Below are 26,820 nucleotides of genomic sequence, written 5' to 3'. Positions count from 1 at the left end.
TCACGGCTCGACCAGGGCCACCGACGCGATCCGGTGCAAAGTGAAGTGCCGGATCGCGCCGGTGTCCGGATCGGTGGCGTCCAGCTGACCGCCGGCCACCCGCACCGGTTCCACGATGCGCTGGGTGGCCACGCCCTGGGCGTCGACATAACCGATATGCACCGGGCGGCGCACCCGCACCGCCAGTTGCAGCAACGCCAGCGTGGCCGCGGTACTCGTGCGGGTGCCGTCGCTGCGCACTCGCTGCCCGGGCCGGCTGCGGGCGGCCTTCTCCCCGGCGCGCAGTTCGCCCACCAGCAGCCGCAGTTGTTCGGCACTGGGTGGGGTGGGCCGCCAGGCGTGGCGTTCGTTCGGGCGGGTGGACAGCCGCGCCCCGCGCGGGCGCAGATCCACGATCGCGCCCGACGAATCCTCGCCGGCCGGGCTGAACCCTGCCGCGCGCAGCTGTTCGAGCACCTCGCCCAGCGGCGCCTGCGAGATCGCCACCGTCGGCGCGACGGCCCGCAATGCCAGCTGTCCGGCCACGGGTGCGGCCAGCACCTCGGCCAGCAGCGCCGGATCCTCACTGCGCACGAACGATTGCGCCATCCCGGCGCGCAAGCGCCCGTGCCGGCGTGCCACATCGTCGATCAGGTACGTCAGCGACTGCGGAACCGGGGTGCGCGAATGGGCGGTGAACAGCTGATGCAGTTCGGCGGCGGTCATGCCGGCGTCGAGCGCACGCCGCACCGACCCTTCGCCGATGCGGTAGACGGTGGCCGCGCCCGCGGATTCGATATCGGCGACCAGGGCGATGCGTTCCCGCAGTTCCGGCACGAGCGGTCCGGGAGCGACCACGGTCAGATCGGCTTGCACCAGTACGTGATCGACCGGTTCGGGTAGCGCCGCGTCCATTTCGGCCTCGGCGTCGGCGACGGTGCCGTGCAGCAGCGCCCGGCCCGCGGAGGTCAGCGCGCCGCGGCCGACGACGCCCAGCGCCGCAGCTTCCGACAGCGTGCGCTCGACCGCCTCGATGCGGAAATGTCTGCGCCGTCGCGGCATTCGCCAGCTCAGCACCCGCGCCACATCGGCGGCGGTGATCGCCGTACCCGGTGGGAACTCCGCGGTCACCGCCAGGATCGCGCGACGGTCGGGGACCGCGTGCGCGGTGCGCAGCTCCGCCGAGAGGGCGGCCAGCGGCTTGTCGTTCACATCGCGCAGCCCGATCATCCACGGGAATCGGTCCAACTCCAGCCAGGCGTGCGCGAGCACCGCCCATCGGCGCGCCGACGGGCCCTCCAGCCAGCCGTCCGAGGCGATCGTGGGGGCCCAGTAATCCTCACCGGCGTCGGTGTCCGGCGGCGGCTCGGGAATTCCCTTGTCCAGCAGCCGCGCCGCGGCCAGCACCTCCACGAGCAGCCCTACCCGCGCCTCGTCGAGTCCGGTCTGCTTGGCGATGCGCCGCAGTTCCCGCACCCCCAGGCCGCCCGCTCGCAACACCGGCGCGGGTACCTGGGAGAGAACCTCCAGGATGTCGCCGGCGTGGCGCAGCAACTCGCCGACCTCACCGGCGGCCGCGGCGTTCACGTCGGTGGCCGAGTGCTCGCGGATCTGCGGCTGCGGGGGTGTGAGCGCGTGGGGATCGGTGACCGGCTCGCGCCGCAGCACCTGGCCGACGGCCGGGGGAAGTTCGACGGTCTCGTCGTCGATCCAGATCAGCAGCCGGCGGGCCAGGAGCCGCTGGATGGGCCGCTCCGGATCGGTGCCGGGCGCGGCGTCGCGGGTGCGGCCGCGGGGGCCGGTGGTCGCGAGCTTGTCGAGCAGAGCGCGTTCGGGGCCGCCGATCTCGCGCAGCGCCGTCTCGATCTCGGGTTCGGTCAGTGCGTCGGGGAGTTCCGTGGTGGCCCCCATCGGCCACGGCAGTGCCTCCGGCGCGGCCGGCACGACGAACAGTTCGTCTGTGCCCCACACCAGCGCGCGCTCGATCAGGCGCCCGAGCGCGGCGTCGACGGCCGCGGCGGATACCCGATCGGCGAGCAGTTCGTGCAGGCGCCGGCGGGGCAGCGGGCGTTCCTGGCGGCCGCCGCCGAATGCGTTGTGCGCGGCGAGGGTTTCGATCACGGCGAACTCGAGGGTGTTCAGATCGTCGGCGGCGCGCAGCACCGACGCCCGCTGTTCCGCGCGGGCGGCCAGCACGGTCATCGAACCGGGCAACGGCACGGCGAGATCGGGGCGCAAACCCAGCAGCCGGACCAGATCGTCGTCGCTGCGGGAGCTCAGCCAGTCGGTGAGTGTGCCGAGCTCGGCGGGTCCGGCGTCGGCCCCGGAGTGCGTCCCGGCGCCGTCGTCGGAGGCTCGGGCATCGGTCGTGGTCATCCAATCCAGACTACGGCGAGCGAACATGCCAGAATGAGGCCGTGGTGAACAAATCGAAGAAACCCTACGTCGACAACGGCTGGCCCCAGGTGGACCACGGTGACCACGCGGTTACCGAATTGTCGTCGACCCGTTCCGGTGGCCTGTCGCCCTACGGCGAGGACACCGAGTTTCCGGTGCCGGCTGACACCCTGCCCTACGTGCATCCGCACACGGTGGTCAACCGCTGACGCGAACACGAAGAAGGCCCGCGTTCCTGCGATAGGGATGCGGGCCTTTTTCGTATCCGGCTTCGTATTCGGGGCAGGCATCGCCGAGCTCGCCTCGCAAGCACGCCACCGACCGGCAGCACACTGCTCGGCACGCACACTGTGTGGCCCGGAAACGCAGGGAAGGCCCGCATCGCGAGATGCGGGCCTTCCCTTGCAGGGGGAACCTATGTGAGCGGTCTAGTTGGGCAGCAGGCCCTTGTTCGCCTCGTAGAAGTTCACGATCGACGGATCGAGTTTGGCGCCACTGGCTTTGAAGGCGTTGTACGCGTCGAGCGCCGGCTGCGGCAGCTGCACGCCCTGCGCCTGTGCGGCGGTGACGGCCTTGTCGACGGCGGAGAACACCTGCTGGTTGCCATCGGCCGGGGCCTGGGTCGAGGCTTCGCTCTCGGCGGCACCCGGCTGCCAGCGCGGGCTCTGAGCGGGCGAAGCCGGCACATCGCGCTGAGTGGCGCTGCCGTGCAGGCCGAGGCTGGAGGAGCAGGAAGGCCACGCGCCCCAACCCTGGGTCGCGAGCACCTTCTCGGCGACCGCGATCTGCTGGTCGCGGCTGGCCTGGTTGGCGGAGGGAGCGTACTGCGTGCCGCCGTGAGCGGCCCACGTCGACTGCGAGAACTGCAAACCGCCCTGGTAACCGTTGCCGGTGTTGATGCCCCAGTTACCACCGGATTCACACTGTGCGAGGCGGTCCCACTCCGAGTCGGGAGCCGCGGCGGCGTGTCCAGCGAGAGCCACACCCGCGCCACCCATGATCGCGGTGGAGACAGCGACCTTGGCGACGGTGCGACCGGTGTTGGTCTGCTTGCGATGGCGTCCACTCATATCGGGTTCTCTTCCTCTCGTACGCGCCTGCGAGGTGAGCTGTCGGGTTCGGACTGAGAGGCCGTCCGGTCCCGGCTCGCCGGGACTTCACCCCAAGGGATCGGTCGTTGCCGGCCGTTCCCGCTTCCTGCGGAAGCTTCGAAACTCGGTTGAGCTCCGAAAACCTCTGTGGGAACGTGGGTTCCCCGCCCTCGCCCCTGCTTCCGTCGGGGTCCGTACCCGCGGGGCGAGGCTCGGTGCGGCGGGCCGGTGGTGCCGGGATGTCCCGGCTGCGATAGACGGTACGACGATCCGGCTGAAAAATCACTATTTGGTAACCGGCGTGTATGGCCGGTCGTGCTGTGCCGCAAGACCTTCCGAATCCGCGTCTGCGCAGGTGAGTGCGGTGTGTCACTGTCGAGTGCGGGTCGTGACCGCGGCGTTATCGCGTCGTTATGTGATGAAGGTCACACGTGTAATTGCCCGGCGTGTTGGGGAAGCGGTCAGCGGGCACGCCGTCCCGACCACAGCGCGAACGCGATCGCGAGCAGCAGGCCGAGCGGAGTCGCCGCCATCGCTACCAGATACAGCCACAGCGGCGGGCCCGCGTCGGTCAGGATCGGCGTGAGGAAAATGGCGACGATCGCGAGCAGGCCGACCGCGAACAGGCCCACGGCCACGCGCAACAGCACGTCGCTGGAGCCCCGGGGCGCGCGGGGCGAGGAGGAGTCCGGCATGGGTGCACCGTAAAACGGATGTGCTCGCCCTATCCCCACCGGGGTAGACTCGAACCAATCGCGTCCTGCATAGCTGTGTGGGGCGCGTTCTTTTCGCACAGAGATAGGTTCCGGTGTTTCGCCGGAACCTACGTCCGTGTCCGGGGTCGTCTGCGACCCTGCTGGATTCGGACGGACCGGACAACGATGACGAACGGGTGAGCGCAGTGCCGACCGGCAAGGTGAAGTGGTACGACGTCGACAAGGGCTTTGGCTTCCTTTCCCAGGATGAGGGTGAGGACGTCTACGTTCGGTCGTCCGCCTTGCCCAAGGGTGTCGAGGCGCTCAAGCCCGGCCAGCGCGTGGAGTTCGGGATGGCCGCCGGTCGCCGCGGCCCGCAGGCGCTGAGCCTGAAGCTGCTCGATCCGCTGCCCTCGGTGCGCAACGCGCAGGGCCGCAACGACCGGGTGCGCAAGGAAGCTCCGGCCCATCCGCGCAAGGCGCCCGACGACCTGCACGGGATGATCGAGGACATGATCACCCTGCTGGAGGCGACGGTGCAGCCGGAGCTGCGCAAGGGCAAGTACCCCGATCGCAAGACCGCGCAGCGGATCGCCGAAGTGGTGCGCGGCGTGGCCCGCGAACTCGATCACTGAACCGCGGTCACGCCGCCTTGATCGACCACGCCTGATACGGAGAGAACGCTTCGTTGCCGGCCTCGTCGCGCACGAGCAGCAGCAGCTGCACCTCGACGCCGATCAGGCGCAGGTTCGGTTCCGGATGGCTGGCCACCGTCACGGCCCGGGTGCCCTGCGGGTAGTCGCGGTAGGACGCCAGGTGCTGCACGGTTTTGCCCGGATTGTCGATCTGCTGGTACTCCAGCACCATCACCCAGGGCGCGTCGGCGATGTGCCGGGGTAGCGACAGCTGCACGGGGTAGCCCAGCGGCGGATTCAATTCCGCGGTGATCTCGGTGCGCTTGCAGTCGGGGGAGACGCGGCCGTGCGGATCCGGTTCGCCGATCGTGCAGTACAGGTAGGGCGGAACCGTGACGGTCCGGCCGTGCGCGTAAGCGGTGACCGTCGGATCGGCCTCGTGCGCGTTGTGCACCGCCACCGCCACGATGCCGGCGACGGCCGCGGCGACGACCAGAACTGCCGCCAGGGCCAGCGCGAGGATCGTGCGGGTGCTGGGCTTGGTCACTGTGGCTGTTTTCCTGTCGCTAGGGGGACTTCCTGTTTGACGTGCTGCGGACGGTTACCGCCCAATCCGGGGAGCAGCGAATGCCCACGGTAGCTCACGAGGGTTTGCGCCAGACCGAGCGCCAGGACCGCGGTGACCACCGCGAAACCCTCCCAGTACACGGTCGGCAGCAGCACGCCCCCGGCGCCGCCGACCACCCAGGACAGCTGCAGCACCGTTTCCGAGCGCCCGAATCCGGAGGCGATCGATTCCGGCGGCAGATCGTCTTGGATCGAGGCGTCCAGCGAGACCTTGGCCAGTGCGCTCGCACAGGCCGCCACCAGCGCGGCGACGGCGGCGCCGACCAGGTTGTCGAGCAGCATCGCCAACACGGCGACGGCGGTACACGCCACAGTGCACTCCACCACGATCAGCGAGGGCCGCCCCAATTTCAGCCGGGCGCCGGTCGCGTTGCCGACGAAGTTGCCGATCGCCGCGGCCGCGCCGACCAGTCCGAGCATGGCGGCCTGCTGCACCGGGCGGTGTTCGGTCGATTTCGCGACGAAGGCCACGTAGAAGGTGAGGAAGCCGGTCAGCACCCGGATCGCGCTGTTGCCCCACAGGCCGGTGACCACCGAGCGGCCCAGCGGCTGCCGGCGCCGGCTCGGTTTCACCGCCGATTTCTCGCCGCGGTCCAGCACCTCGGTGCCGCCGTCGTGGCTGTGGTAGCCGAGGGTCGCCGGCACCTCGCCCTCGGTGACCTCGACCCAGGACGGAATGCGCAGGCTCAGATAGGCACCGGCCGCCGCGATCAGCGCCGCGAACACCAGGGCGCCGACAGAGCCGGCCACCGCGGCGACCGCTCCGGCCACCGCGCCCGCACCGAGCGTCCCACCGACCAGGCCGAAGACGGTGAGCCGGGAATTGGTGCGGACCAGATCGATGCCCGGCGGCAGCACCCGTGGCGTCACCGCGCTCTTGAGCACCGCGAACGACTTACTCGAGATCATCATGCACAGCGCCAGCGGATACAGCGCCCAGCTGTCGAAATTGAAGATCAGCAGGATCGCGAAGACCACCCGGATCGCGAACGACGCCGACAGCGCGAGTCTGCGCCCGCGTTGCAGCCGGTCCAGCAGCGGGCCGATCAGCGGCGCGATCACCGCGAACGGCGCGATCGTGATCAGCAGATACAGCGCCACCTTGGTCTTGGATTCGGCGGTGGCACTGGCGAAGAAGAGCGTATTGGCCAGCGCCACCGCGATCGCGGCGTCGAGGGCGAAGTTGGCCATGGTCGCGTAAACGAGTGCGGTGAGCCCGGATTCGCCCGCACCGTCGGCCCGTGCCGCGCGCTGGAAGGTGTGGAAGCCCTTCTCGGTGAGGTTCCTGGTGCGCATCGCCATCACCCGCGTCACGGTCATCTTGCGGGGGACACGTTGGCGTTCGGCGATTTTCGCGTCCTTGGGTCGCGGGCGCTCGGCCGCGCTCGGCGCCTCGGCGGAACGGTCGTCGCCGTGCGATCCGCGCGGTGGAAGGGCCCGCGGTGGCTCGCCCGTCGCCATGCGCCGGGTCACGAATTCGGGCACGTCCGGCTCACCGCTGCGGCGTGGCAGCGGGGGCAGCGGCGTGGACGACGGGGTGTTCGGCGGCGGGTAACGGTCGTAGCCGGGATGCCGCCGGGTAGCGGGATACTCCTCGCCGTCCCACGGACCGGGTTCGGTGCCGGAGGGTTCGCGGGAGGCAGTCACATGTCGATTCTCTCGCACTCGGCCGGTGCGTGGACATCGGCCGGGCTGTGATCCGATGCGTGTCGGCCGCCGTCGTGGTGACCCGGCGGTTTCACATCGGGACGAATCGGACCTCGAACATGGTGGGCCAGTATTTTCCGGTGATCAGGAAGCGGTCGGTACCGGGGAGCTGGGCGATGCCGTTGAGGACGTCGGCTCCGGTGCGCTCGGTGGGGCGCAACAGGCCGCCGGCGTCGATCTCGGCGAGTACCGCGCCGCCGACCGGGTCGATGTGCAGGATCTGATCGGTCGGCCAGACGTTGGCGTAGATCGAACCGTCTGCGGCGCAATCGAGTTCGTTGAGCCGGGCCTCGTGATGGCTGGTGAGCCGGACCGTGCCGGTGGTCGCGAAGGTGGTCGGATCACGGAAGGTGAGGGTGTCGCTGCCGTCGCTCATCACCAGGCGGTCGCCGCGGGTGCACAGGCCCCAGCCTTCGCCGTCGTAGTGGACTCGGCGGCGTTCGGTGAGCGTGCGCGGATCGCGGGCGAAGGCGGTCCCGTTCTTCCAGGTGAGTTGCCAGACGGTGTCCCCGGCGCGGGTGACGCCCTCGCCGAAATAGGCGTCGGAGAGTTTCGCGGTGGCGATCGGCGCGCCGGTGGCGAGGTCGGTCGCCCGCACTTCGGAGTCGCCTTCCATCCCGGTGCTCTCGTAGAGAACCGTGCCGTCGACCTCGAGTCCCTCGGTGAACGCGGTGCGGTCGTGCGGGCGGGTGGCGACCACGTCGACCCGCAGGCGCGCAGTGTTGTCGTCGCGCTCACAGGCCGCGGCGGACAGCATTGTGGACGCCGCGATCAGCACTGCTGCGGCCGCCGCACGGCGTTGGCATTTCATACGGCAAAATGTAGGACGTGAGCGCAGTGTCTGTTTCGGAGTCCGGTGTGCGACCGATCCTTGCGGAGGCGGTCGACCTGGCTCGCCGTGCGCTCCTGGAGTTGCAGCCCACGGGTGTGGGCGAACATCTGGGCGTCACCGGCGAGAACGAGTGTGCGGCCACCCATCACTTCGCGGCGACCCTGCCTGGGTACCGCGGCTGGCGGTGGGAGGTCGTGGTCGCGGCCGCGCCCGATGCCGACTACGCGACGGTCAGCGAATCCGCGCTGCTGCCCGGTCCGGACGCGCTGGTGGCGCCGGAATTCGTGCCGTGGGAGCAGCGCATCCGCCCCGGCGATCTGGCCCCCGGCGATCTGCTCGCCCCGCGCGTCGACGATCCGCGCCTGGTGCCCGGATATCTGGAGACCGGCGACCCGGTGGTCGACGAGGTCTGTGAGGAGGTCGGCCTCGGCCGCCGCCAGGTCCTCAGCCGGGAGGGCCGCCTGGAGGCCGCCGAGCGCTGGTACTCCGAATTCGGCCCCGACACCGAGATGGCGCGTTCGGCCCCCGGAACCTGCGGAGTCTGCGGCTTCTTCGTGCCCCTCGCCGGCGCGCTGCGTTCCGCCTTCGGCGTCTGCGCCAACGCGATGGGCGCCGACGGCCGGGTGGTCCACGTCGAATACGGCTGCGGCGCCCACTCCGACACCGAACTGCCCACCGGTGCCGGCTCCCCGCTCTACGAGGCCTACGACGATGCCGCGTTCGAAATCGTCCCGGCCGAGGAACTGACCACGCGGGACGGGTCCCCCGATGCGGAACAGCCCGCCGCCACGGAATCTGGTCCGGAGGAACCCGCCGCCGTGGCCGAATCGCCGTCGCACCCGGCGGGCGACGCTGACGTGACGGGCGACACCGGAACGGCTGCCGAAGCACTGCCCTCCACCGGCGCGGACGCGCACGAGAATCCCGGCACCGATCCCGCACCGGAAGCCGTTGCCGCCGAAGCCGATTCGAGTGGTACCGAATCGCCGTCGCCCACCGTGGACGACGTCTCCGCGACCGGCGGCAGCGGAAGCGCCGAGGCGTCGCCTGCCGGGGGCGCTCCTGCTCACACGGACGCGGTCCCGTCGGCCGAGGCCGCCGAGGACGCTCCAGCCGAGACTGCGGGGACGAGCGCGACGGCTGACGTGACGAACGCTGCCGATGACGCGGCAGATACTGACGCGGTGGCCGGGGACGCGGCGACGGGTCACGAGCCCGCCGCAACGGTTTCGGCTGCCGACACCACAGTTGCGCGTGAGCCGGCCGAGTCTGCTGTAGCTTCCGAATCTGCTGTGGCTTCGCCCGAAACAGCTTCGGACTCTTCGGCTTCGGCCGCCGAGGCGCAGGAATCGGGCACCGCGGCAACCGGCGGCGATGGCGAGGGTGCTGCGGCGGGTGTCGAAGCCCCATCTGCCACCGCAGATGCTGCTGCCGCCGACGCGGAAGAAGAGTCCGCGAAGCCCGCCGCGCCCGCCGCGCCCGCCGCGCCCGCTGAGCCCGATGCGGCCGTCGAGCCTGCCGCGGGCGAGACGGATCACTCCACCGGTGAGCGCGTGGCCGATGCCGGGCCGGTTCGTTACAGCGATGCCTGGGCGGTGTCCGCGGTGCGGGTGCAGCCGGATGAGACCGGGGCGGCGGAGGAGAACTGACGAGCGCGAGCGGGGGAGCCGTAGGGGTGACACAGGATCCGTTCGGCACCGCGGACTTGCGTGCGGGAGTACTCACCGCATGGCGGAATTCGCCGACTCGCCTGCGCGAGGACGCCGCCACCGAGGCGGATCTGGTCCGAGCCGGATATCGCGATCGGCTGCTGACCGAGCTGGCGCAGAACGCCGCCGATGCCGCGGTCAAGGCCGGGATCCCCGGACGGGTCTCGGTGCGGCTGCGTGGCCGGGCCCTGCATATCGCCAATACCGGTGCCCCGCTGGATCTTTCCGGTGTGCACGCGCTGACGGCGTTGCGGGCGTCGGGCAAGACGGGTACCGCGGTCGGCCGGTTCGGTGTCGGGTTCACGGCGGTGCTCTCCGCCGGTGACGAGGTGGAATTCCGCTCCACCACAGGGTCGTTGCGCTTCTCCCGCGCGCAAACTCTGATCGAACTGCGCGACAACGGGATCGAAATCCCCGCCGGTGCGGACGGTCCCGCCGTCCCGGTGCTGCGCTTGGCCTGGTCGGTCGCGGTCGCCCCGGAGGCCGGTTTCGACAGCGAGATCGTGGTCTGGTTGCGCGAGGACGTCGACGTCGCGGAACTGCTGGCGGCCATGCGGGCCGAGGTGGTGGACCTGCTGCTGGAACTGCCGGGCCTGCACTCGATCCGGATCGAGGACGACGAATCCTGGCGTGCGGTGGAGGAGATGGGCAACGGCCTGCAGCAGGTCGGTATCACCGCCCCGTCCGGCGAGGACTTCCGGTGGTGGCAGTACACCACCGAGCGGGCGCGCTGGCTGCTTCCGCTGCGTGACGGCCGGGCCGTAGCGGCGCCACCCGATGTGCTGCGCGCACCGACCCGCACCGATGAGGAATTGTCCCTGCCGGCTCTTGTGATCGCCGATATCGCGCTGCAACCGGATCGGCGCCGCCTGATGCCCGGCGCCCGGGTGGCCGAATTGGCCGAGGGCTATGCGGATTTCGCCCGTGCCCTGCCGCCGGCGGATCGGCTCGTACTCGTTCCGGCGCCCGGCTTCGCCCGCAGCGAGGCCGACGGCCTGCTGCGCGAGGCGCTGGTGCGTCAACTGCGCGAAAACCCGTGGCTGCCGGTGCTGGCCCCGGCCGGCCCGGGCGACGACCCGGCCGATATCGGCGTCGCGCCGCCCGGGTTCGGCGACGCGGGCACTTCCGGCGACGACGCGGCTGCCCCGGTGCGGACCGATGCGGCGCCGTCGCGTGCCAGTGTATTTCTCGGTGTCACAGCCGAACTCGCCGATCTGCTGGCGACTCTGCTGGGGCCGCTGGTGGTTCCGGAGTTGTCGGGCCGCGCCACCGCCGACCTGCTGGGGGTCCTGGACGTGCATCGCATCGGCCTGGCCCGCGTCGCCGAACTGACCGGAAGCGTGCAGCGTCCGCCGCAATGGTGGTACTCGCTCTACGACGCGCTGGAGCCGTTCGTCACCGACCCGCTCGCCGCCGAGGAATTGGGGGCGCTGGCCGTCCCGCTCTCCGACGGCCGGCTGGTCACCGGCCCCCGCACCGTGGTGCTCGACGATCAGCTCGAGGATGCGGTGGCGGTGCCGTGGGCACGGCTGGTCCATCCGGAGGCCGCCCACGAGCTGCTGGGCCGCCTCGGCGCACAACAGGCCGGTGTGGAGGATCTGCTGACCGACACCGCGCTGCGCGCGGAACTGGATCACCGCCCCGACGACGAGGAGCTGCGCGAAGCGGTGCTCGGTCTCGCCGCTCATCTGCCGGCCGGCACCACACTGCCGACCTGGCTCGGCGCACTCGAACTGCCCGACACCACCGGCGAACTGCGCCCGGCCGACGAACTGCTGCTCCCGGCCGCCCCGCTGGCCGAGGTGCTGGTCGAGGATTCGCCGTTCGGCACCCTCGACGCGGAGGTCGCGCAGCGCTATCCGGCCGCGGCGTTGCGCGCGATCGGCGTCGGCTGGGGGTTCACCGTCGTCACCGAGACCGATCCCACCGGTCCCGACCACGATCTCGACGACGAGGATCGCTGGTGGCAGGGGTTGCCCGAAGATCCACCGGAGTTCGCCGCGGTCCGGGATCTGGATCTGGTCGCCGACGACGCCTGGCCGCAGGCGCTGCGGCTGCTGCTGGCCGAACCGGCCACTCGCGGCCTGCTCGCCGACCGCGACGGTTACACCGCCTGGTGGTTGCGCCGGCATGCGCGGGTCGACGGCCGCCCCCTTGGCGTGTATCGGACCGTATCCGATCCGGTGTTCGCCGATCTACTGCCCGAACTCCCGGGTTTCACCGCGGCCGACACGGCGGCCCTCGATGCGGTGCTCGCCGACTCCGCGAACATCACCGCGCCCCTGGCCGTGGCCCTGCTCGAAGCACTGGCCGATCCGGCGAAAAGGCCCACCCCGGAAGCGGTTTCGCAAACCCATCGCCTGCTCGCCACGGCCGTGCCGCATCTGGATCTCGACGAGATCGGCGTGCCGGAGCGGGTGCGTGCGCTGTCGGGAGCGGTGATCGATCCGGATCGGGCGCTGGTTCTGGACCGCCCCTGGCTCGGTCTGGCGCTGCCGCCGGATCGGCTGGTCGCCGGCGATATCGAGCATGCGGGCGAACTCGCCACGCTGCTCGACGTGGCCGCTGCCTCCGAGGCGGTCCATGCCGAGGTTCTCGGCGCCGGAAAACACACGACCTGGGCGGACGAGCCGCTGGGCGTGCTGTTACGGCTGCAGTTCGGCCTGCCACCGTTGGCGGGTGAGCTCGTCCTGCACGATCGGCTGGAAGTCCGGCTCACCGGCGCCTACGAGGCCACCGTGGCCGTGCCGTGGTGGCGCGCGGGCGATACCACGCACGTGCAGCGGCAGCCGAGTTCGTAAAACGCGGCGCGGCTATTTCGCGTAGGTGGTGATCATTTCCGCCAGCACGTCGAGCTGGGTGCGGACCGCGGCGCTGTCGTCGTCGACGAGCCAGCGCAAAACGATTCCGTCGATGACATTCAGGGTGAATCGGCTCAAGGTCTGAACCGGAATTCGCCATTCGGTTCCGGTGGCCACGCGCCCGTGCTCGAGTACATCGGCGACGGTGGCGTCGTTGAACAGATACTGCTCGCGCGCGATCGCGAGTTTCGCTGGGGTCTGCTCACTTTCACGCAAAGCGTAGGTGGTGGTTTCGTAGGTGAGCAGTTGTCGTTGCGGTGACGACTCGATGTTCAGCCAGAGCAGTTCCAGGCTGGCGCGAACCAGATTTTGAAGGGATTCTTTTCCACTTCCGACCTGCTGCCAGACCGTTTCATTGGTCTCGACGGAATCGCGCAATTCCATCGACAATGCTTTGACCAGTTCGGTCATCAGCGCATCTTTGTTCTCGAAACAGTAGTGCACCACACCGAGCGAGACCCCGGCCGCCTGCGCGACATCGCGCGTAGTTACCCCGGCGACGCCCTTTTTCTCGGCGAGGCCGATGGCGGCCTCGATGAGGTGGGCTCGTCGTTCTTCGACGCTCAATCGGGAGGACACGGAAGCGAGTTAAGCCGCCAGGACGCGATGAGTCAATTCGCACACTGTAAAGTCGGCGCGCTCGGGCGTGGCGCGCGTCGGCCGGTGTCACAGCCCTTTCTGCGCGCCTTTGTCGCCCCGGCGGGCGCCGCGGCGCTGAATCACGAAAATGCTGTAGCCGAGCAGTCCGACCCCCAGCCCCATCAAACAGATCGGCCGCGCGTCGGCCCAGCTGTCGTTGCACCAGACCACGACCGTCGCGACCAGCCACACCAGCGAGCCGACGGCCAGAACGGGACGCGGATCGGTCAGCCGCGGCGGAATCTCGGGCACGTCGGGGGTCACGAAGTCAACGATAGCGGCGGGAACGGCGGACCACATATGTGGTGTCACGTATCGTTTCGCTCTGTGACAACGCCTTCCGATATCCGTGCGCTCGCCGGTGAACTGTCCCTGGCGGTCGTGCGGCTGACGCGCCATCTGCGCGGCCGTCGTGTCGACGCGCAGATTTCGCTCACCCAACTGTCGGCTCTGGCGACACTGGCCAGGGACGGGGCGATGACTCCCGGCATGCTCGCCGCCAAGGAACGGGTGCAGCCACCGTCGATGACGCGCGTGATCGCCTCGCTCTCGGAGTTGCAGCTGGTCAAGCGCGATCCGCATCCGACCGATGGCCGCCAGGTCATCGTCTCGCTCTCCGATGCCGGCAAGGCACTGATCCAGGACGAGAACAACGCCCGCGAGGCCTGGATGTTCGATCAGCTGTCCGGGTTGACCCCCGATCAGCTGCGGGTGCTCGACGCCGCGGTCGCGATCATGAAGCAGCTGGTCGCCGACTCGGAGTAGTACCGTCCGGCACTCAGGCCACGAAAGCGTGGTCGCTGGAGACGATTTCGCGCCCCAGCGGCATCAGCGAGACCGGGATGAGTTTCAGGTTCGCCCAGCCGAACGGAATCCCGATGATCGAGACGAACAGCGGAATGCTGGTGACCAGGTGCCCGATCGCCAGCCAGAATCCCGCGAAGATCACCCAGATGATGTTGCCGATCAGTGAGGGAGCGCCCGCGCCCGGCTTCGCCACCACCTCGCGGCCGAACGGCCACAGCACATAGGCCCCGATCCGGAACGACGCGATCCCGAACGGGATGGTGATGATCAGGATGCAGCAGAGGATTCCGGCCAGGAAATAACCCACCGCCAGCCAGAACCCGGCGAAAATCAACCAGAGCACATTCAGTACGAACCGGATGAGGGTCACGTATCCAGCATGCCAGGGCGGTGCCGTACCCACCAGAGATGACGGCACTTCCCCTGGGAGCGTGCGTGCTGCCCGGCACCGGCGCGAGCGGATCTGCGATCGGCGCGTGACCGGCGGCTTCGTCCCGCCGCGGAATCGGGCAGCGTCGAAGGTCGCGACGGCCGCCCCGGACCGAGCCGGTGGCGTTGCCGGGCCGCAGCGGTGGGCGGCAGCTCAGAAGAACCAGCCGAGGACCGGTTCGCGTTCGGCCCGGAAAGCGCGGTCCACATCCGCGACGATCCGGGAGTTCTTCGCCCGCAACCGGTTCGCGACGGCGAAGGTGCGGGCGGAGTAGGCGCCGAGGTAGAGGCTGCCCAGGACGTCGATGCCGAGTTCGAGGTCGGGAGCGCGGGTGGTGGGTTCGCATTCGGCCCGTCCGTCGCGCACCCGCAGGGCGAAGGTGCCTCCGGCGTGACGGAACGGGTCGTCCACGGCGACAACGACATCCAGATCCGTCTCGTAGTCGCGGGCGGACAGGGCGGCGGGGACGTCCATCGGCCGGGCCCACAGGCCGTCGTGACGGCTGACGGTGCGGACCAGGCGGGAGTCGGTGAGCAGGTGGGGCAGCGGGTCGTCGTCGCCGATGGTGGCCGTGACGGTGTCCACCAGATCCAGCCCGAGCAGGGCACGCCACAGGGCCGCATGCGCCTCGGCGGTGACCGCGCGCAGTTCCACCACCTCGGCGGTGAGTGTGCGCGGCGCGGAGGTGTCGTAGCGGTAGAGCGCGTACCCGTCGGGATGGGTGAGCGCGAACAGGGCGGCCTGGCCTCCGCTGCCGACCAACTGGATCAACCACGCCGAATGCGGGCGGGCCTGGGCGCCGGGCACCAGCCGCCGCCAGCGGTCGTAGATGTCCGGCGCCACGGTGATCGCGTCGTCGAGCGAGCTCAGTGTCACGCCACCGGGATCGGGCGCGGTGGGCCGGAATTCGGCGAAGCGCCGGTCGATGGTGACGCGGTTCTCCACCACACACGGCCCGTACCCGAACCGTCCGTAGATGGTGGCGCTGCTGGCGGTGAAGATGGTCAGCGGCAGTCCCGCGGCCTCGGTGCGCTCGTGCAGTTCGGTGTACATCGCACGCAGAATGCCGCGACGGCGATGGGTCGGCGCCACCGCGACACCCGCCACACCGCAGACCTCGACCGGATGCGGGCCGGGCACCGTGAGCGTCATCGTGGTGTCCCGGGTGTGCCCGACCACGCGGCCGCCCGCCACGGCCACGAGCGCACGCTCGATCGGGAACAGCTTCAGCCGCTGCGCGCTGACGACCGGATCCTCCCTGGGCGAAGCGCCGAAGGCGTTCGACAGCAGCAAGCCGATGCCGGGAAGGTCCTCCTCGGTCGCGGGCCTGAGCGTGACCTCCGATTCGATCGCCATACCTCGACCATCGCACGCCGGCACGATCCGGCGCACCCGTATTTTCATGACGCGCCATGTGCCGTGCTCACGCCGTGCCATCCCGAGACGGTGCACCCTGACGGGTTTCGGCCCAGGGGGCCGAAACCCCGCCGAAGCGAAGCGAAGGCAGAAGATCCAGATCCCGGGCCTGCCGTCCCCTCCGAGGCAGGCCCGGATCCGGTGCCCCGGCGTCACACTTCCGGGCCGCGACAACGATGCTGCCGGGCAGCGCCTGCGAGCCACTCGACGTGCGCTTGTCACGGTGCGCGAATCCGCTTGCGGCGCAGCGTTCATCGGTGCGCGATGGTGAAAAGCCATGCGCGGCAACACCCCGACATGCGCGAAGCCCGCCTTCCGGACGGAAGGCGGGCTTCGGATCAGGAAATTCAGCGACCGGCGATATCGCCGTAGTCGCGCGCACCGTAGCCGGTGTAGATCTGGCGCGGGCGGCCGATCTTCAAAGGCTCGCTGTGCATTTCGCGCCAGTGCGCGATCCAGCCGGGGAGCCGGCCCATCGCGAACAGCACGGTGAACATGCGGGTCGGGAAGCCCATCGCCCGGTAGATGACGCCGGTGTAGAAGTCGACGTTCGGGTACAGGCGGCGATCGACGAAGTAGCTGTCGGTCAGCGCGGCCTCTTCCAGCGCCTTGGCGATATCGAGCAGCGGGTCCTGCACGCCCAGCTTGCCGAGGATCTGGTCGGCGGTCTTCTTGACGATCGTCGCGCGCGGGTCGTAGTTGCGGTAGACGCGGTGTCCGAAGCCCATGAGCTTCACCCCGTCTTCCTTGTTCTTGACCTTGCGGATGAAATCCTTGACCGCGGCATCGACGGTGCCGCCGTTGATGTTCGCCTTGATGTCGTCCAGCATCTCCAGCACGGCCTGGTTGGCGCCGCCGTGCAGGGGACCCCACAGCGCGTTGATGCCGCCCGACACCGAGGTGAACAGGTTGGCGTCGGAGGAGCCGACCAGGCGCACGGTCGAGGTGGAGCAGTTCTGCTCGTGGTCGGCGTGCAGGATCAGCAGCATGTCCAGCGCGGCGGCGACCTCGGGGTCGACCTCGTAGGGTTCGGCCGGGAAGCCGAAGGTCATGCGCAGGAAGTTCTCCACCAGGCTCAGCGAGTTGTCCGGGTAGAGGAACGGCTGGCCGACCGACTTCTTGTAGGAGTAGGCCGCGATGGTGGGCAGCTTGGCCAGCAGGCGGATGGTCGACAGCTCGACCTGCTCGGGATCGCGCGGGTCCAGCGAGTCCTGGTAGTAGGCCGAGAGCGCGTTGACCGCCGAGGAGAGCACCGGCATCGGGTGCGCGTTGCGCGGGAAGCCGTCGAAGAATCGCTTCAGGTCCTCGTGCAGCAGCGTGTGGCGGCGGATCCGGTCGGTGAAGTCTTCCAGCTGGGCCTGGGTCGGCAACTCGCCGTAGATGAGCAGGTAGCTGACCTCGATGAAGTTCGAGTTCGCGGCCAGCTGCTCGATCGGGTAGCCGCGGTAGCGCAGGATGCCGGCCTCACCGTCGATGTAGGTGATCGCCGACTTGGTGGGCGCGGTGTTGGTGAAGCCCGGGTCGTAGGTGACGTACCCGGTGCTGGCCAGCAGCTTGCCCAGATCGATTCCGTCGTTGCCTTCGACGGCCTGGGCGACAGTCATGGCGTATTCGCCGCCAGGGTAGGAGAGTACCGGCTTGGCGTCGCCTGCGCCGTCGGCGTCCGAAGGCGTTTGCGCGACTTTGATGTTCTCAGCGGGCACGGAAGGATCCCTCTCAGGCTAGAACCGTAGGCGTCGGGCGCGGTCGGCGTCCGGCGCACTTACCTCAACGCTAGCCGCTCACCGGTAGCGCCGATCCGTGAGGGTCGGCATCTGCTACCTCACGGTCACCTGTGTGCGATGTGAGCTCGCGGGTCCGATCGTGCTAATGGCCCGCGCGGGTGCTCACGAGTGCTGATCGGCCGGAATCTCGGCGTGGACGCGGGGAACCCGGTAGCGGACGAAGGCGGGGAAGACGGCGGCGGCGATCAGCACGCCGATCACCACCAGGAGCCCACCGCCGGCCGCCGCCACGGCGGTACCCATGGCCGCGGCCGTGAAACCGTGGGCAACATCACCGATTCGGGGCCCACCTGCCACGACCACGGTGAACACGCCCTGCAGCCGCCCGCGCATGTCGTCGGTGGCCACCTCCTGCAGCATGCTGGTCCGCAGCGCGGCGGAGAACATGTCGACCGCACCGCCGAAGGCCAAGCATGCCAGGGCGATCCACAGGCCGGCTCCGACGCTCAGCCGATGCCCGGTCGCGCCGACGGCGAGTCCGAAGCCGATCATCGCCGCACCCCACAGCGCGATGCACACCACCACCGCCATGCCCTGGCGTCGCACGTGGCCGAGCCACCCGGAGAACACGCCGCCCGCGACCGCACCCGCCGACATCGCGGCGAAGAGCAGGCCCAAGGCGACGCCGCCGGTCACCGGATCCCCGAAGGTGTCGTGCGCCATCTGCGGGAACAGTGCGCGCGGCATGCCGAACACCATCGCGATGATGTCGACGGCGAAGGAGGCCAGCAGGATCGGCTGGGTGGCCAGGTAGCTGAATCCCTCGACGACCGTGCCCAATCCGGCCTTGCGGGCCACCCCGGTCGGCGGGACGGCGGGCAGCCGCCACACCGCCCACAGCGTGGCCAGCAGGGCGATCGAGTCGATCAGATACAGCGTCGACAGTCCGGTCACCGGAATCAGCGCACCCGCGAGCACCGGCCCGGCGATGGCGCCGAACTGCATGACGGTCATGTTCAGCGAGTTGGCCGCCGGCAGCAGATCACCCGGCAGCAGTCGCGGAATGATCGCCGCGCGGGTCGGCTGATTCATCGCGAAGAAGGCCTGCTGCACCGAGAAGAGCCCGAGGACCAGCCAGACGTTGTTCACCCCGGCGGCGGCCTGCAACCAGAACGCCACGGAGGTCAGCCCGGTGCCGACGCTGGTGATCAGCAAGAGGGTGCGCCGGTCCATGACGTCGGCGACCGCCCCGCCCCACAGGCCGAAGACGATCAGCGGCACCAGGCCGAAGATGCCGGCCAGGCCGACATATCCGGAGCTACCGGTGATTTGGTAGATCTGCTGCGGAACCGCGACCACCGAGAGCTGGGCTCCGATGACGGTGACGATATTGGTGACCCACAGCCGCCGGAAATCGATGTCGCGCAGCGGTGCGACATCGGCGAGAACTTTCACCATGGCCGGGCTTTCACCATGGCGCGGCGCCGGTCCGCGCGGACGATGCGGCCGGCGCCCGTCTTCGAGAAATCATCCCATGAATATAACGGGTCGCGGCCGATCCGCGACTCCGGCATCTCGCCCGTCGTGGCGGCGATTCCGGGTCAGGGTTGCAGGCGTTCGATGCGTGCCGAGCCGATCGCGGCCGGTCCGTCCGGCAGCGTCACCCGGATGCGGTTGTGCAGCCGGCTGCGCCGGCCCTGCCAGAATTCGATCGTTTCCGGACGCAGGATGTAGCCGCCCCAATTGGCCGGGACCGGAATCTGTTCCACGCCGTCGAAACGGGCCGTGACATCGGCCAATGCCCGGTCCAGATCCTCCCGCGAGGCCACCGGGCGGGATTGGTGCGAGGCCCACGCGCCCAGTTGCGAATTGCGCGGACGCGAGCGCCAGTACGCCGTGGTCACCTCCGAGGAGACCTGACCCACCCCGCCTCGGAGTGTCACCTGCCGGCCCACCTTCGGCCAGGCGAAGGTGGCCGACGCATACGGCACCGCGTGGAGTTGATCACCCTTCGCGGAGTCGTAATTCGTGTAGAAAGTCACACCCTCGGCGGACACTCCCTTGCACAGGACCGTGCGCGAGGCGGGGCGCGGGCCGGCGTCGGTGAGCTCGACCGTCGCCAGCACCATGGCATTGGGTTCGGTGATGCCGGCGTTGGTGGCGAGCTCGATCCAGTTGCGTAGCAACGGTTCCCAGCCGTCGGCCGGCCAGCTCTCGGTCAGGTCCGGATCGCCGCCGTATTCGGCACGCATCGCGGCGATGTCGACATCGACGCGCGGTACGGCGCCGAAGCGGTCCGGCAAAGTCGATGAATTCGCGGTCGGAAGACCCGTATCGCCCCCCGCTGAGCCCGGTGAATTCTGCTCCTCGCGCATGGTCCAGACGTTACTCCCCAGTACTGGGGGGATAAGGTTGCAGGTGATCGGCCGGAGTGGCATACGGCCGCATCCCGGCCGACCCGGGAAAGCACCGCCCCGGCCGAGCCGGGACAGCACCATCGCGCGGCCGCCCACAGATCGTGCGGCCCGATTTGCAAGGAGAGTCACAACATGACTACCAGCGCTGCGGCTCCTACTGGTCCGGCCGTACCCCCCGATTTCGTCAGTGGCCTGGAAGGCGTGGTGGCGTTCACCACCGATATCGCCGAGCCCGACAAGGACGGCGGCGCGCTGCGCTACCGCGGTGTCGATATCGAGGATCTGGTCGGTAACCACGTCACCTTCGGTGACGTCTGGGCGCTGCTGGTGGACGGCCGCTTCGGGCAGGGGCTGCCGCCCGCCGAGCCGTTCCCGCTGCCGGTGCACACCGGCGACGTGCGCGTCGACGTGCAGGCCGGTCTGGCGATGCTCGCCCCGATCTGGGGCTACCAGCCGCTGCTGGATATCGATGACGCCACCGCCCGCGAGAACCTCGCGCGCGCGTCGGTGATGGCGCTGTCCTACGTCGCGCAGTCCGCCCGCGGCATCTACCAGCCGGCCGTGCCGCAGAAGGAGATCGACGAGGCGAGCACGATCACCGAACGCTTCATGAAGCGGTGGAAGGGTGACCCGGATCCGCGCCACGTCGAGGCCATCGACGCCTACTGGGTGTCGGCCGCCGAGCACGGCATGAACGCCTCCACGTTCACCGCGCGCGTCATCGCCTCGACGGGCGCCGACGTGGCCGCCAGCCTGTCCGGCGCGATCGGCGCCATGTCCGGCCCGCTGCACGGCGGCGCGCCCGCGCGGGTGCTGCCGATGATCGAAGAGGTCGAAAAGACCGGCGACGCACGGGCTCTGGTGAAGGGCATCCTCGATCGCAAGGAGAAGCTGATGGGCTTCGGCCACCGGGTCTACCGGGCCGAGGACCCGCGCGCCCGGGTGCTGCGCGCCACCGCGAAGCGACTGGACGCACCGCGCTACGAGGTCGCCGCCGCGCTCGAGCAGGCCGCGCTGGCCGAACTGCGCGAGCGTCGCCCCGACCGCGCCATCGAGACCAACGTCGAGTTCTGGGCCGCCGTGATCCTGGACTTCGCCGAGGTGCCGGCGCACATGATGCCGGCGATGTTCACCTGCGGCCGCACCGCGGGCTGGTGTGCGCACATCCTCGAGCAGAAGCAACTGGGCAAGCTGGTGCGCCCGGCCGCGATCTACACCGGACCGGCGCCGCGCACCGCGGAATCCGTGCCGGGATGGGAGACCGTCGTCCGGTAGTCCGGCCCGTCCCCGTTCGAGCGCCTTCGCAATTGTCGTTGCGGAGGCGCTCGTCGCTTCTCTGACGTAGCATCTGCTCGCGTGGGTGGAGCAGAACTGTCGCGACGTCGGCTTCTGGCAGCGGGCGCGGCGGTAGCCGCGGGTCTCGCCGCCTCGGGATGCGCTACGGCCAAAGGGAATTCGTCGGTCAAGACGATCATCTCCACGGCCCCGCCCGCGCCGGCCCGCACCTCGGTTCCGCCGGTGGCGAGTCCGGCGTCGGCCGCGCTGCCGGCGCAGGCCGATCCGGCGGCCGTGGCCGCGCGCTATGCCGGACGGCAGCCCGCCGGATGGGGGATGGACCTGCCCGGCATCATCACCTCGATCCCCGCGCAGGGTAAGCAGATGGCGCTGACCTTCGACGCCTGCGGCGGGCCGGACAACGACGAGATCAACACCGAGTTGATGAATTACCTCGTCGCCCACAACATTCCGGCGACGCTGTTTCTCAACAAGCGCTGGATCGACGCCGACCCGGGCCGGGCCGAGCAGCTGGCCGCCAATCCGCTGTTCGAACTCGCCAACCACGGCACCCGGCACTGTCCGCTCTCGGTCACCGGCCACGCCGCCTACGGCATCGCGGGCACCGCGTCCCCGCAGCAGGCGATCGACGAGGTGTGGGGCAATCACGAGCGGCTCACCCGGCTGCTCGGGCATCCGCCGCGATTCTTCCGCGCGGGCACCGCGCACTACGACGATGTGGCGGTCGCGATCGTGCGGGATCTGGGGGAGACGCCGGTCGGTTTCAGCATCAACGCCGACGCCGGTGCGACCTTCTCGGCCGCGCAGGTTCGCACCGCGATGTCGGCGGCGGAGCCGGGGGCGATATCGATCGCCCATATGCACCGCCCGAAATCGGGAACCGCCGAGGGGATGTCGGTGGTGCTGCCGGTATTGCGTTCGCGCGGTTTCGAATTCGTCAAACTGCCCTGAGCCGGTCGCCCGGACCGGATTCACAGTTCGGCCGAGGCCTCCCAGTCCACCGCCACCGACTCCCCGCGGTCCACGGCGAAGAACGCGACCTCGAGATGCCTGCCCAGATCGACCAGTTCGATCGCCGGCAACGGCACCGGCTGCACGATCCGCACTCGCCACGGCCGCGGTTCGTCCCAGGCGCGCAGTTCCAGATCCAGCCGCAGCACCGGATCGTCGCGACCCGAGTAGTCGGCGGCGATCGGCGTGGCCGCCAGGACGGTCGCGTCGGCGCGCCGGCCCGCGGACAGGATCTTGGAAATGCTCACCCGCGTCGCCTCCGTGACGCCCGGCACGTACAGGACGAGCCGCTCGCGATCACCCGGATCGACGCGGCAGCCGACCACGTCGCCCGGTTGCATGGACTCCCGGTCGGCGTCGCTCACTCGTTGCCGGACCCGGGTCTCGTACGGCGGCACACCGTCGAGCTGGATGCGGACCCAGAAGCGACAGCCGGGTTCGATCCGGCCCGCGGCATCCGCCCGTTTCCGTATGCCGCCGAGGGGCGAGGCGGCGGATGCGGAATTCCGGCAGGGCCGGACCCCGAGAATCGTCGCCGTTCCGGGTAGGCCGCGCAGCAGCAACTCGTGGCGCGCCCCAGCGGACAGCATGCCCGCACGCAGCACGATCCCGGCCCGCTCGAGTCTCGTGGCCAGGCGCGCGCGCAGCCCGGGCCGGCCGTTGGCGGGCCGGGCCGATGCGGCGGCGTCGTCCGAGGGGCCCGTGGTCGATCCGGGAGCAGCGGATGCGGCGGAGATGCCCGCGGATTCCGGTACCTCCCGCCCGGCGTCCGGTATCTCCCGCCCTGCCATACTCATTGCCCAACGGTAACCGTCCGCTGGGCGCCGACACGGTGATACGGACATATGCCCGGTTTCGGCGAGCCTGTCGCATCGGTCCGCGCAACCCCGACCCACCCACGCGCGAGACCCACATCACGCTCTAGGCTTGAGCCCATGACCGCTGCCTTTCCGAGCATTCCCGACGATCTGAAGCCCGCCGACGGACGGTTCGGCTGCGGCCCGTCCAAGGTCCGTCCCGAACAGCTGCGCTCCCTCGTCGAGGTCGGCGCGTCCGTGATGGGCACCAGCCACCGTCAGAAGCCGGTCAAGGAAGTCGTCGCGCGCGTCCGCACGGGCCTGCGCGACCTGTTCTCGCTGCCCGAGGGCTACGAGGTCGTGCTCGGCAACGGCGGCACCACGGCGTTCTGGGACGCCGCGGCCTTCGGCCTGATCCGGGACCGTTCGCTGCACCTGACCTACGGTGAGTTCTCCTCGAAGTTCGCCGCGGTGGCCAAGCGCAACCCGTTCATCGGCGATCCGATCGTGGTGTCCTCGGACCCGGGCACCGCGCCCGAGCCGGTCTCCGATCCGGTCGCCGATGTGATCGCGTGGGCGCACAACGAGACCTCCACCGGTGTGGCGGTTCCGGTGCAGCGGCCCGCCGGCTCGGACAACGCCCTGATCGCCATCGACGCCACGTCCGGCGCGGGCGGTCTGCCGGTGAATATCGCCGACGCCGACGTGTACTACTTCGCGCCGCAGAAATGCTTCGCCTCCGACGGTGGCCTGTGGGTCGCGCTGATGAGCCCGAAGGCGCTGGAGCGAGTCTCCGAAATCAAGGATTCGGGTCGTTACACCCCCGAATTCCTCTCGCTGCCGATCGCGATCGACAACAGCACCAAGGATCAGACCTACAACACCCCGGCGCTGGCCACGCTGCTGTTGTTCGCCGATCAGATCGAGTGGATGAACAACAACGGTGGCCTGGACTGGACCGTCAAGCGGACCCTCGATTCCTCGTCGCGGCTGTATTCCTGGGCCGAGTCCAGCGAATTCGCCACGCCGTTCGTCGCGGAGCCGGCGCACCGCTCGCAGGTGGTCGGCACCATCGACTTCGACCCGTCGGTGGATGCGGCGCAGGTCGCAAAGGTGTTGCGCGCCAACGGCATCGTCGACACCGAGCCCTACCGCAAGCTGGGCCGCAACCAGCTGCGCGTCGGCATGTTCCCGGCGATCGACCCCGAGGACGTGTCGCAGCTGACACGCTGCATCGACTGGGTGGTGCAGCAGATCAGCGCCTGATCACGACGGCGCTCGGATAAAACTCGCGAAAGTCGCGGAATTTCGTCACCGAAATCCGCGGCTTTCGCGTTTACGCTGTTGTGGTGTGCGCCAACCGAAATTGTGCCGGAAGTTTGCCAGGGCACGGGCCGGTGAGCGTGGAAACAGAGCAGATTAGTCGTCCCCGGCACCGCGGCGGTAGATTTCAGGCCGCGTGTCTTGCCACACGAATCTCAGAAGTGCACTACTGTTCCAGAACGTGGGCGGTGTCGCGAGCTAGTTGGTGCTCGGCGCAGCTGTGATCGACGCAGCGATAAGGAGGTAACGGTGCGTGAACTTCGAGTGATCGGATTGACGCCCGATTCCGCGCACATCGTGTGCGTCGATGCCGAGACCGGTCAGAAGTACCGGCTCGCCGCCGATGAGAAGCTGCGTGCCGCCGCGCGTGGAGACCTTGCCCGATTCGGCCAGATCGAGATCGAAACGGAGGCGACCATGCGTCCTCGCGATATCCAGGCTCGGATCCGTGCCGGTGCGTCGGTGGAGCAGGTCACCGAGGAGTCCGGCATGCCGGCCAGCCGGGTGGAGCGTTTCGCCTACCCCGTGCTGCTCGAGCGTGCGCGCGCGGCCGAACTGGCGCAGAAGGCGCATCCGGTGCGCAAGGACGGTCCGGCGGTGGAGACGCTGATCGAGATCGTCTCGGCCGCCTTCGCCGAGCGCGGGCACAACATCGATATCGCCGAATGGGACGCCTGGAAGGACGAGAAGAACTACTGGGTCGCCCAATTGCAGTGGCAGGCGGGCCGTTCGGTGATCGCCGCGCACTGGCGCTACCAGCCGGACGCGCACGGCGGCTCGGTGGTGCCGCTCGACGACCCGGCCTCGGACCTGATCGATCCCGATTTCGGTCGCGCCCTGCGCGGACTGGCCACCATCCTCCCGGAGCCGACGCCCGAGCCCGCGCCGGTGGTCGAACCGGTGTCGGCCGGGCCCGCCCAGACCACCGCGGTGGCCGAGACCGGCCAGGCCGGTTTCGACGAATACTTCGAGCAGCGGGCCGCCGTGGGCGGCACCGCGGTGCCGGTCGGTGCCAAGAGCGCCGTGGCGGCGAATCCGTCGGGCACGACGCCCGCGGCGACCGCCCCGGCGCTTCCGGCCGCACCGGCCTCCTCGGCTCCGGCCACCCCGGCCGAGCCGTCCGAACCCGCCGCTCCCGCCGCGGATCCGGAGCCTGCAGCCCGCGCGGAGCCGGAGCCGGCGCCGGCCGCGAAGTCCACCGCCGCGGCGGCGAGCGCCAAGCCCGAGGACGCCAAGCCCGCGCCGCAGAAGCCGGCCCGGGCCAAGCGGGGTAAGGCGCCGATGCCGTCCTGGGAGGATGTGCTGCTCGGCGTCCGTAGCTCCGGGCACTGAGAGAGTTCCGGGCACCGAGAGAGCTCCGGGCACCGAGAGTCTGCCGGCGGGACCGAAACCCGTCCGGCCGTATCGAATTCGCGGCGGAGGCCATGGGTCTCCGCCGCGAATTCCGTTCCGGGGTGTTTACCGTGGCTCGGGCGTGTCGCCGCCGGAATGTGTGAAACGGGGGTTGACACGCGCGGCAGAAGTCCGAAGCGCCGGTGTTTCCGCTGTTGGGGGAGTAGATTTTTCGTATGCGCCCGATTCTCGTTGGGCGCGCAGCGAGCAGGCCGCGGCGGCGGATGTGGTTCGGCTCCCGCGGTTGCTCGGGAGTAACCACGCTTACCCGTTCGAGCTCGGGAGGTGTCGCAGGTGCCATCCACAGCCTCGTCGATCTGGTACGTCGACGACCCCGATCCGGCGGCGGTCCTGCGCTCCCACCCCGATCCCGATCCGGAGGCCGCCCTCGCACTGGCCAAACAGCTCAATCCCGGCCACGATGTGGTGCCCGCCGCCTCCGGGAGCCTGAAGGTCTGGGCCGGGCCGGATCCCGGCTCGATCTACATCGGCTGCTTTCCGGGGGTCACCGTGGTCTGCACGGTGCAGGCGGCGCGCAGCCATCCGACCCGGCTGCCGGAACTGCTGATCCGGCCGCTGGCCTCCGAGCACACCTATCTCGTGTCGTACGACGTCCCACTGGGCTGGGGTGCGTTCGCGCATTGGGAGCGCGGTGAGTTCCGGCGCGCCTTCAGCGCCACCCGGGTGAACATCGTCGAGGACGAGGGGCTGCCGCTGGTGTGGGAGCGCTCGTACTGGGCCGGCGACCATCCGATCCGGCTGCGGCCGGGCGACTATCCCGATCCCCAGATCCTGCCGTTCGACCCGCCGGAATTCGCCGACGCCGCGAACGAGGAGTGGCTCGGATTCCGTTACCGCGCGGGGTCTTCCGACGACGCCCTGCATCCGGACCGGATCGAGGTGTGCGGATTCAGCCTCTACCCGGCGGGGCAGGCGCCCGCACCGGCGACGCGGGAGACGTCGGTGACGATTCCGGCGAGTAAGCGCTGGTTCGGCTGGCTGCGCGGACGCGACCACGTGCTGTGATCGCGAAAT

At 69.6% G+C, this 26,820-nt stretch carries 24 protein-coding genes and 1 riboswitch; of the genes, 10 read left to right on the top strand and 14 right to left on the bottom strand.

Translation table 11 applies throughout. The features are described from left to right. Positions 1 to 2,355 carry a helicase-associated domain-containing protein gene (locus NA3_RS02395; protein ID WP_062962035.1) on the bottom strand — a complete coding sequence of 785 codons (2,355 nt, stop codon included), beginning with the start codon at positions 2,353 to 2,355 and terminating at the stop codon, positions 1 to 3. A gap of 41 nt (positions 2,356 to 2,396) precedes the next feature. Here NA3_RS02395 and NA3_RS02390 point away from each other — a divergent pair, with 41 nt between their 5' ends. Further along, positions 2,397 to 2,585 carry a hypothetical protein gene (locus NA3_RS02390; protein WP_030513263.1) on the top strand — a complete coding sequence of 63 codons (189 nt, stop codon included), beginning with the start codon at positions 2,397 to 2,399 and terminating at the stop codon, positions 2,583 to 2,585. 219 nt (positions 2,586 to 2,804) lie between these two features. Here the strand turns inward: NA3_RS02390 and NA3_RS02385 are convergent, their stop codons facing one another. After that, a complete protein-coding gene (locus NA3_RS02385) occupies positions 2,805 to 3,446 on the bottom strand; it encodes a resuscitation-promoting factor Rpf1 domain-containing protein (RefSeq protein ID WP_062961924.1) in 642 nt (213 codons plus the stop codon). Positions 3,447 to 3,455: 9 nt separating this feature from the next. After that, positions 3,456 to 3,607: riboswitch (cyclic di-AMP (ydaO/yuaA leader) on the bottom strand. A gap of 321 nt (positions 3,608 to 3,928) precedes the next feature. After that, positions 3,929 to 4,162 (bottom strand): hypothetical protein, encoded by a 234-nt coding sequence (locus NA3_RS02380; RefSeq protein ID WP_062961923.1) that lies wholly within the window; start codon positions 4,160 to 4,162, stop codon positions 3,929 to 3,931. A 206-nt stretch (positions 4,163 to 4,368) separates the two neighbouring features. Here NA3_RS02380 and NA3_RS02375 point away from each other — a divergent pair, with 206 nt between their 5' ends. Then, positions 4,369 to 4,797, top strand: a complete 429-nt coding sequence (locus NA3_RS02375) for a cold-shock protein (protein WP_174553987.1) — start codon at positions 4,369 to 4,371, stop codon at positions 4,795 to 4,797. A gap of 7 nt (positions 4,798 to 4,804) precedes the next feature. Here the strand turns inward: NA3_RS02375 and NA3_RS02370 are convergent, their stop codons facing one another. The 3 genes from NA3_RS02370 to NA3_RS02360 form a co-directional block, all read right to left on the bottom strand. Beyond that, positions 4,805 to 5,344, bottom strand: coding sequence for a DUF2771 domain-containing protein (locus tag NA3_RS02370; RefSeq protein WP_062961922.1), 540 nt, complete (start codon positions 5,342 to 5,344; stop codon positions 4,805 to 4,807). Beyond that, a complete protein-coding gene (locus NA3_RS02365) occupies positions 5,341 to 7,071 on the bottom strand; it encodes an MFS transporter (protein ID WP_062961921.1) in 1,731 nt (576 codons plus the stop codon). Before NA3_RS02365 ends, NA3_RS02370 begins: the two co-directional genes overlap by 4 nt. Before the next feature lie 91 nt (positions 7,072 to 7,162). Continuing rightward, positions 7,163 to 7,942: a glutaminyl-peptide cyclotransferase gene (locus tag NA3_RS02360; protein WP_062961920.1), complete on the bottom strand. Its 780-nt coding sequence runs from the start codon at positions 7,940 to 7,942 to the stop codon at positions 7,163 to 7,165. A 17-nt stretch (positions 7,943 to 7,959) separates the two neighbouring features. Between NA3_RS02360 and NA3_RS39185 the strand changes: the two genes are divergently transcribed. Beyond that, on the top strand, positions 7,960 to 9,612 hold the full coding sequence (locus NA3_RS39185) for a DUF3027 domain-containing protein (RefSeq protein ID WP_308189564.1): 1,653 nt from the start codon (positions 7,960 to 7,962) through the stop codon (positions 9,610 to 9,612). Between the two features lie 26 nt (positions 9,613 to 9,638). Continuing rightward, positions 9,639 to 12,473, top strand: coding sequence for a sacsin N-terminal ATP-binding-like domain-containing protein (locus NA3_RS02350; protein WP_227995391.1), 2,835 nt, complete (start codon positions 9,639 to 9,641; stop codon positions 12,471 to 12,473). A 12-nt stretch (positions 12,474 to 12,485) separates the two neighbouring features. On the opposite strand, the gene NA3_RS02345 is transcribed toward NA3_RS02350, so the two are convergent. Next, positions 12,486 to 13,112 (bottom strand): TetR/AcrR family transcriptional regulator, encoded by a 627-nt coding sequence (locus tag NA3_RS02345; protein WP_063917263.1) that lies wholly within the window; start codon positions 13,110 to 13,112, stop codon positions 12,486 to 12,488. Positions 13,113 to 13,199: 87 nt separating this feature from the next. Beyond that, complete coding sequence (locus NA3_RS02340) at positions 13,200 to 13,436, bottom strand: DUF2530 domain-containing protein (protein WP_227995390.1); 237 nt, start codon at positions 13,434 to 13,436, stop codon at positions 13,200 to 13,202. A 36-nt stretch (positions 13,437 to 13,472) separates the two neighbouring features. Here NA3_RS02340 and NA3_RS02335 point away from each other — a divergent pair, with 36 nt between their 5' ends. Then, complete coding sequence (locus NA3_RS02335; RefSeq protein ID WP_062961917.1) at positions 13,473 to 13,937, top strand: MarR family winged helix-turn-helix transcriptional regulator; 465 nt, start codon at positions 13,473 to 13,475, stop codon at positions 13,935 to 13,937. A gap of 13 nt (positions 13,938 to 13,950) precedes the next feature. Here NA3_RS02335 and NA3_RS02330 read toward each other — a convergent pair whose 3' ends face one another. The 5 genes from NA3_RS02330 to pdxH form a co-directional block, all read right to left on the bottom strand. Beyond that, positions 13,951 to 14,340: a YccF domain-containing protein gene (locus NA3_RS02330; RefSeq protein ID WP_084490958.1), complete on the bottom strand. Its 390-nt coding sequence runs from the start codon at positions 14,338 to 14,340 to the stop codon at positions 13,951 to 13,953. A gap of 222 nt (positions 14,341 to 14,562) precedes the next feature. Continuing rightward, positions 14,563 to 15,765, bottom strand: coding sequence for a GNAT family N-acetyltransferase (locus NA3_RS02325; RefSeq protein ID WP_062961915.1), 1,203 nt, complete (start codon positions 15,763 to 15,765; stop codon positions 14,563 to 14,565). A 407-nt stretch (positions 15,766 to 16,172) separates the two neighbouring features. Further along, positions 16,173 to 17,528 carry a citrate synthase gene (locus tag NA3_RS02320; protein ID WP_084490894.1) on the bottom strand — a complete coding sequence of 452 codons (1,356 nt, stop codon included), beginning with the start codon at positions 17,526 to 17,528 and terminating at the stop codon, positions 16,173 to 16,175. 183 nt (positions 17,529 to 17,711) lie between these two features. Next, positions 17,712 to 19,007, bottom strand: a complete 1,296-nt coding sequence (locus NA3_RS02315; protein WP_062961913.1) for an MFS transporter — start codon at positions 19,005 to 19,007, stop codon at positions 17,712 to 17,714. A gap of 143 nt (positions 19,008 to 19,150) precedes the next feature. Further along, positions 19,151 to 19,924, bottom strand: coding sequence for a pyridoxamine 5'-phosphate oxidase (gene pdxH / locus NA3_RS02310; protein WP_084490891.1), 774 nt, complete (start codon positions 19,922 to 19,924; stop codon positions 19,151 to 19,153). 174 nt (positions 19,925 to 20,098) lie between these two features. Between pdxH and NA3_RS02305 the strand changes: the two genes are divergently transcribed. Both NA3_RS02305 and NA3_RS02300 read left to right on the top strand, forming a co-directional pair. Continuing rightward, positions 20,099 to 21,241, top strand: a complete 1,143-nt coding sequence (locus NA3_RS02305; protein ID WP_062961912.1) for a citrate synthase 2 — start codon at positions 20,099 to 20,101, stop codon at positions 21,239 to 21,241. Positions 21,242 to 21,322: 81 nt separating this feature from the next. After that, positions 21,323 to 22,213, top strand: coding sequence for a polysaccharide deacetylase family protein (locus tag NA3_RS02300; RefSeq protein ID WP_227995388.1), 891 nt, complete (start codon positions 21,323 to 21,325; stop codon positions 22,211 to 22,213). A 20-nt stretch (positions 22,214 to 22,233) separates the two neighbouring features. Here the strand turns inward: NA3_RS02300 and NA3_RS02295 are convergent, their stop codons facing one another. Next, positions 22,234 to 23,070 (bottom strand): hypothetical protein, encoded by an 837-nt coding sequence (locus NA3_RS02295; protein ID WP_227995387.1) that lies wholly within the window; start codon positions 23,068 to 23,070, stop codon positions 22,234 to 22,236. A gap of 138 nt (positions 23,071 to 23,208) precedes the next feature. On the opposite strand from NA3_RS02295, the gene serC reads away from it, so the two are divergent. The 3 genes from serC to NA3_RS02280 all read left to right on the top strand — a co-directional run bounded on the left by serC (position 23,209) and on the right by NA3_RS02280 (position 26,811). Then, the gene (gene serC, locus NA3_RS02290; RefSeq protein WP_062961911.1) at positions 23,209 to 24,336 is read left to right on the top strand and encodes a phosphoserine transaminase; all 1,128 of its coding nucleotides are present in this window, start codon (positions 23,209 to 23,211) and stop codon (positions 24,334 to 24,336) included. A gap of 306 nt (positions 24,337 to 24,642) precedes the next feature. Further along, on the top strand, positions 24,643 to 25,725 hold the full coding sequence (gene sepH, locus NA3_RS02285; protein WP_062961910.1) for a septation protein SepH: 1,083 nt from the start codon (positions 24,643 to 24,645) through the stop codon (positions 25,723 to 25,725). Between the two features lie 354 nt (positions 25,726 to 26,079). Next, positions 26,080 to 26,811, top strand: a complete 732-nt coding sequence (locus tag NA3_RS02280; RefSeq protein WP_063917275.1) for a DUF6928 family protein — start codon at positions 26,080 to 26,082, stop codon at positions 26,809 to 26,811. The last annotated feature ends 9 nt before the right edge of the window (positions 26,812 to 26,820 follow it).

Source organism: Nocardia africana NBRC 100379 (assembly GCF_001612635.1).
In the GTDB taxonomy this organism is placed as follows: domain Bacteria; phylum Actinomycetota; class Actinomycetes; order Mycobacteriales; family Mycobacteriaceae; genus Nocardia; species Nocardia africana.
This window is presented reverse-complemented; position numbering and strand designations above follow the sequence as displayed.

Bases quoted from the DNA above. Each gene is read 5' to 3' on its own strand.
- NA3_RS02395 (WP_062962035.1), bottom strand. From the start codon at position 2,355: ATGACCACGACCGATGCCCGAGCCTCCGACGACGGCGCCGGGACGCAC.
- NA3_RS02385 (WP_062961924.1), bottom strand. From the start codon at position 3,446: ATGAGTGGACGCCATCGCAAGCAGACCAACACCGGTCGCACCGTCGCC.
- NA3_RS02380 (WP_062961923.1), bottom strand. From the start codon at position 4,162: ATGCCGGACTCCTCCTCGCCCCGCGCGCCCCGGGGCTCCAGCGACGTG.
- NA3_RS02360 (WP_062961920.1), bottom strand. From the start codon at position 7,942: ATGAAATGCCAACGCCGTGCGGCGGCCGCAGCAGTGCTGATCGCGGCG.
- NA3_RS02335 (WP_062961917.1), top strand. From the start codon at position 13,473: ATGTGGTGTCACGTATCGTTTCGCTCTGTGACAACGCCTTCCGATATC.
- NA3_RS02325 (WP_062961915.1), bottom strand. From the start codon at position 15,765: ATGGCGATCGAATCGGAGGTCACGCTCAGGCCCGCGACCGAGGAGGAC.
- NA3_RS02315 (WP_062961913.1), bottom strand. From the start codon at position 19,007: ATGGTGAAAGTTCTCGCCGATGTCGCACCGCTGCGCGACATCGATTTC.
- pdxH (WP_084490891.1), bottom strand. From the start codon at position 19,924: ATGCGCGAGGAGCAGAATTCACCGGGCTCAGCGGGGGGCGATACGGGT.
- NA3_RS02305 (WP_062961912.1), top strand. From the start codon at position 20,099: ATGACTACCAGCGCTGCGGCTCCTACTGGTCCGGCCGTACCCCCCGAT.
- NA3_RS02295 (WP_227995387.1), bottom strand. From the start codon at position 23,070: ATGAGTATGGCAGGGCGGGAGATACCGGACGCCGGGCGGGAGGTACCG.
- serC (WP_062961911.1), top strand. From the start codon at position 23,209: ATGACCGCTGCCTTTCCGAGCATTCCCGACGATCTGAAGCCCGCCGAC.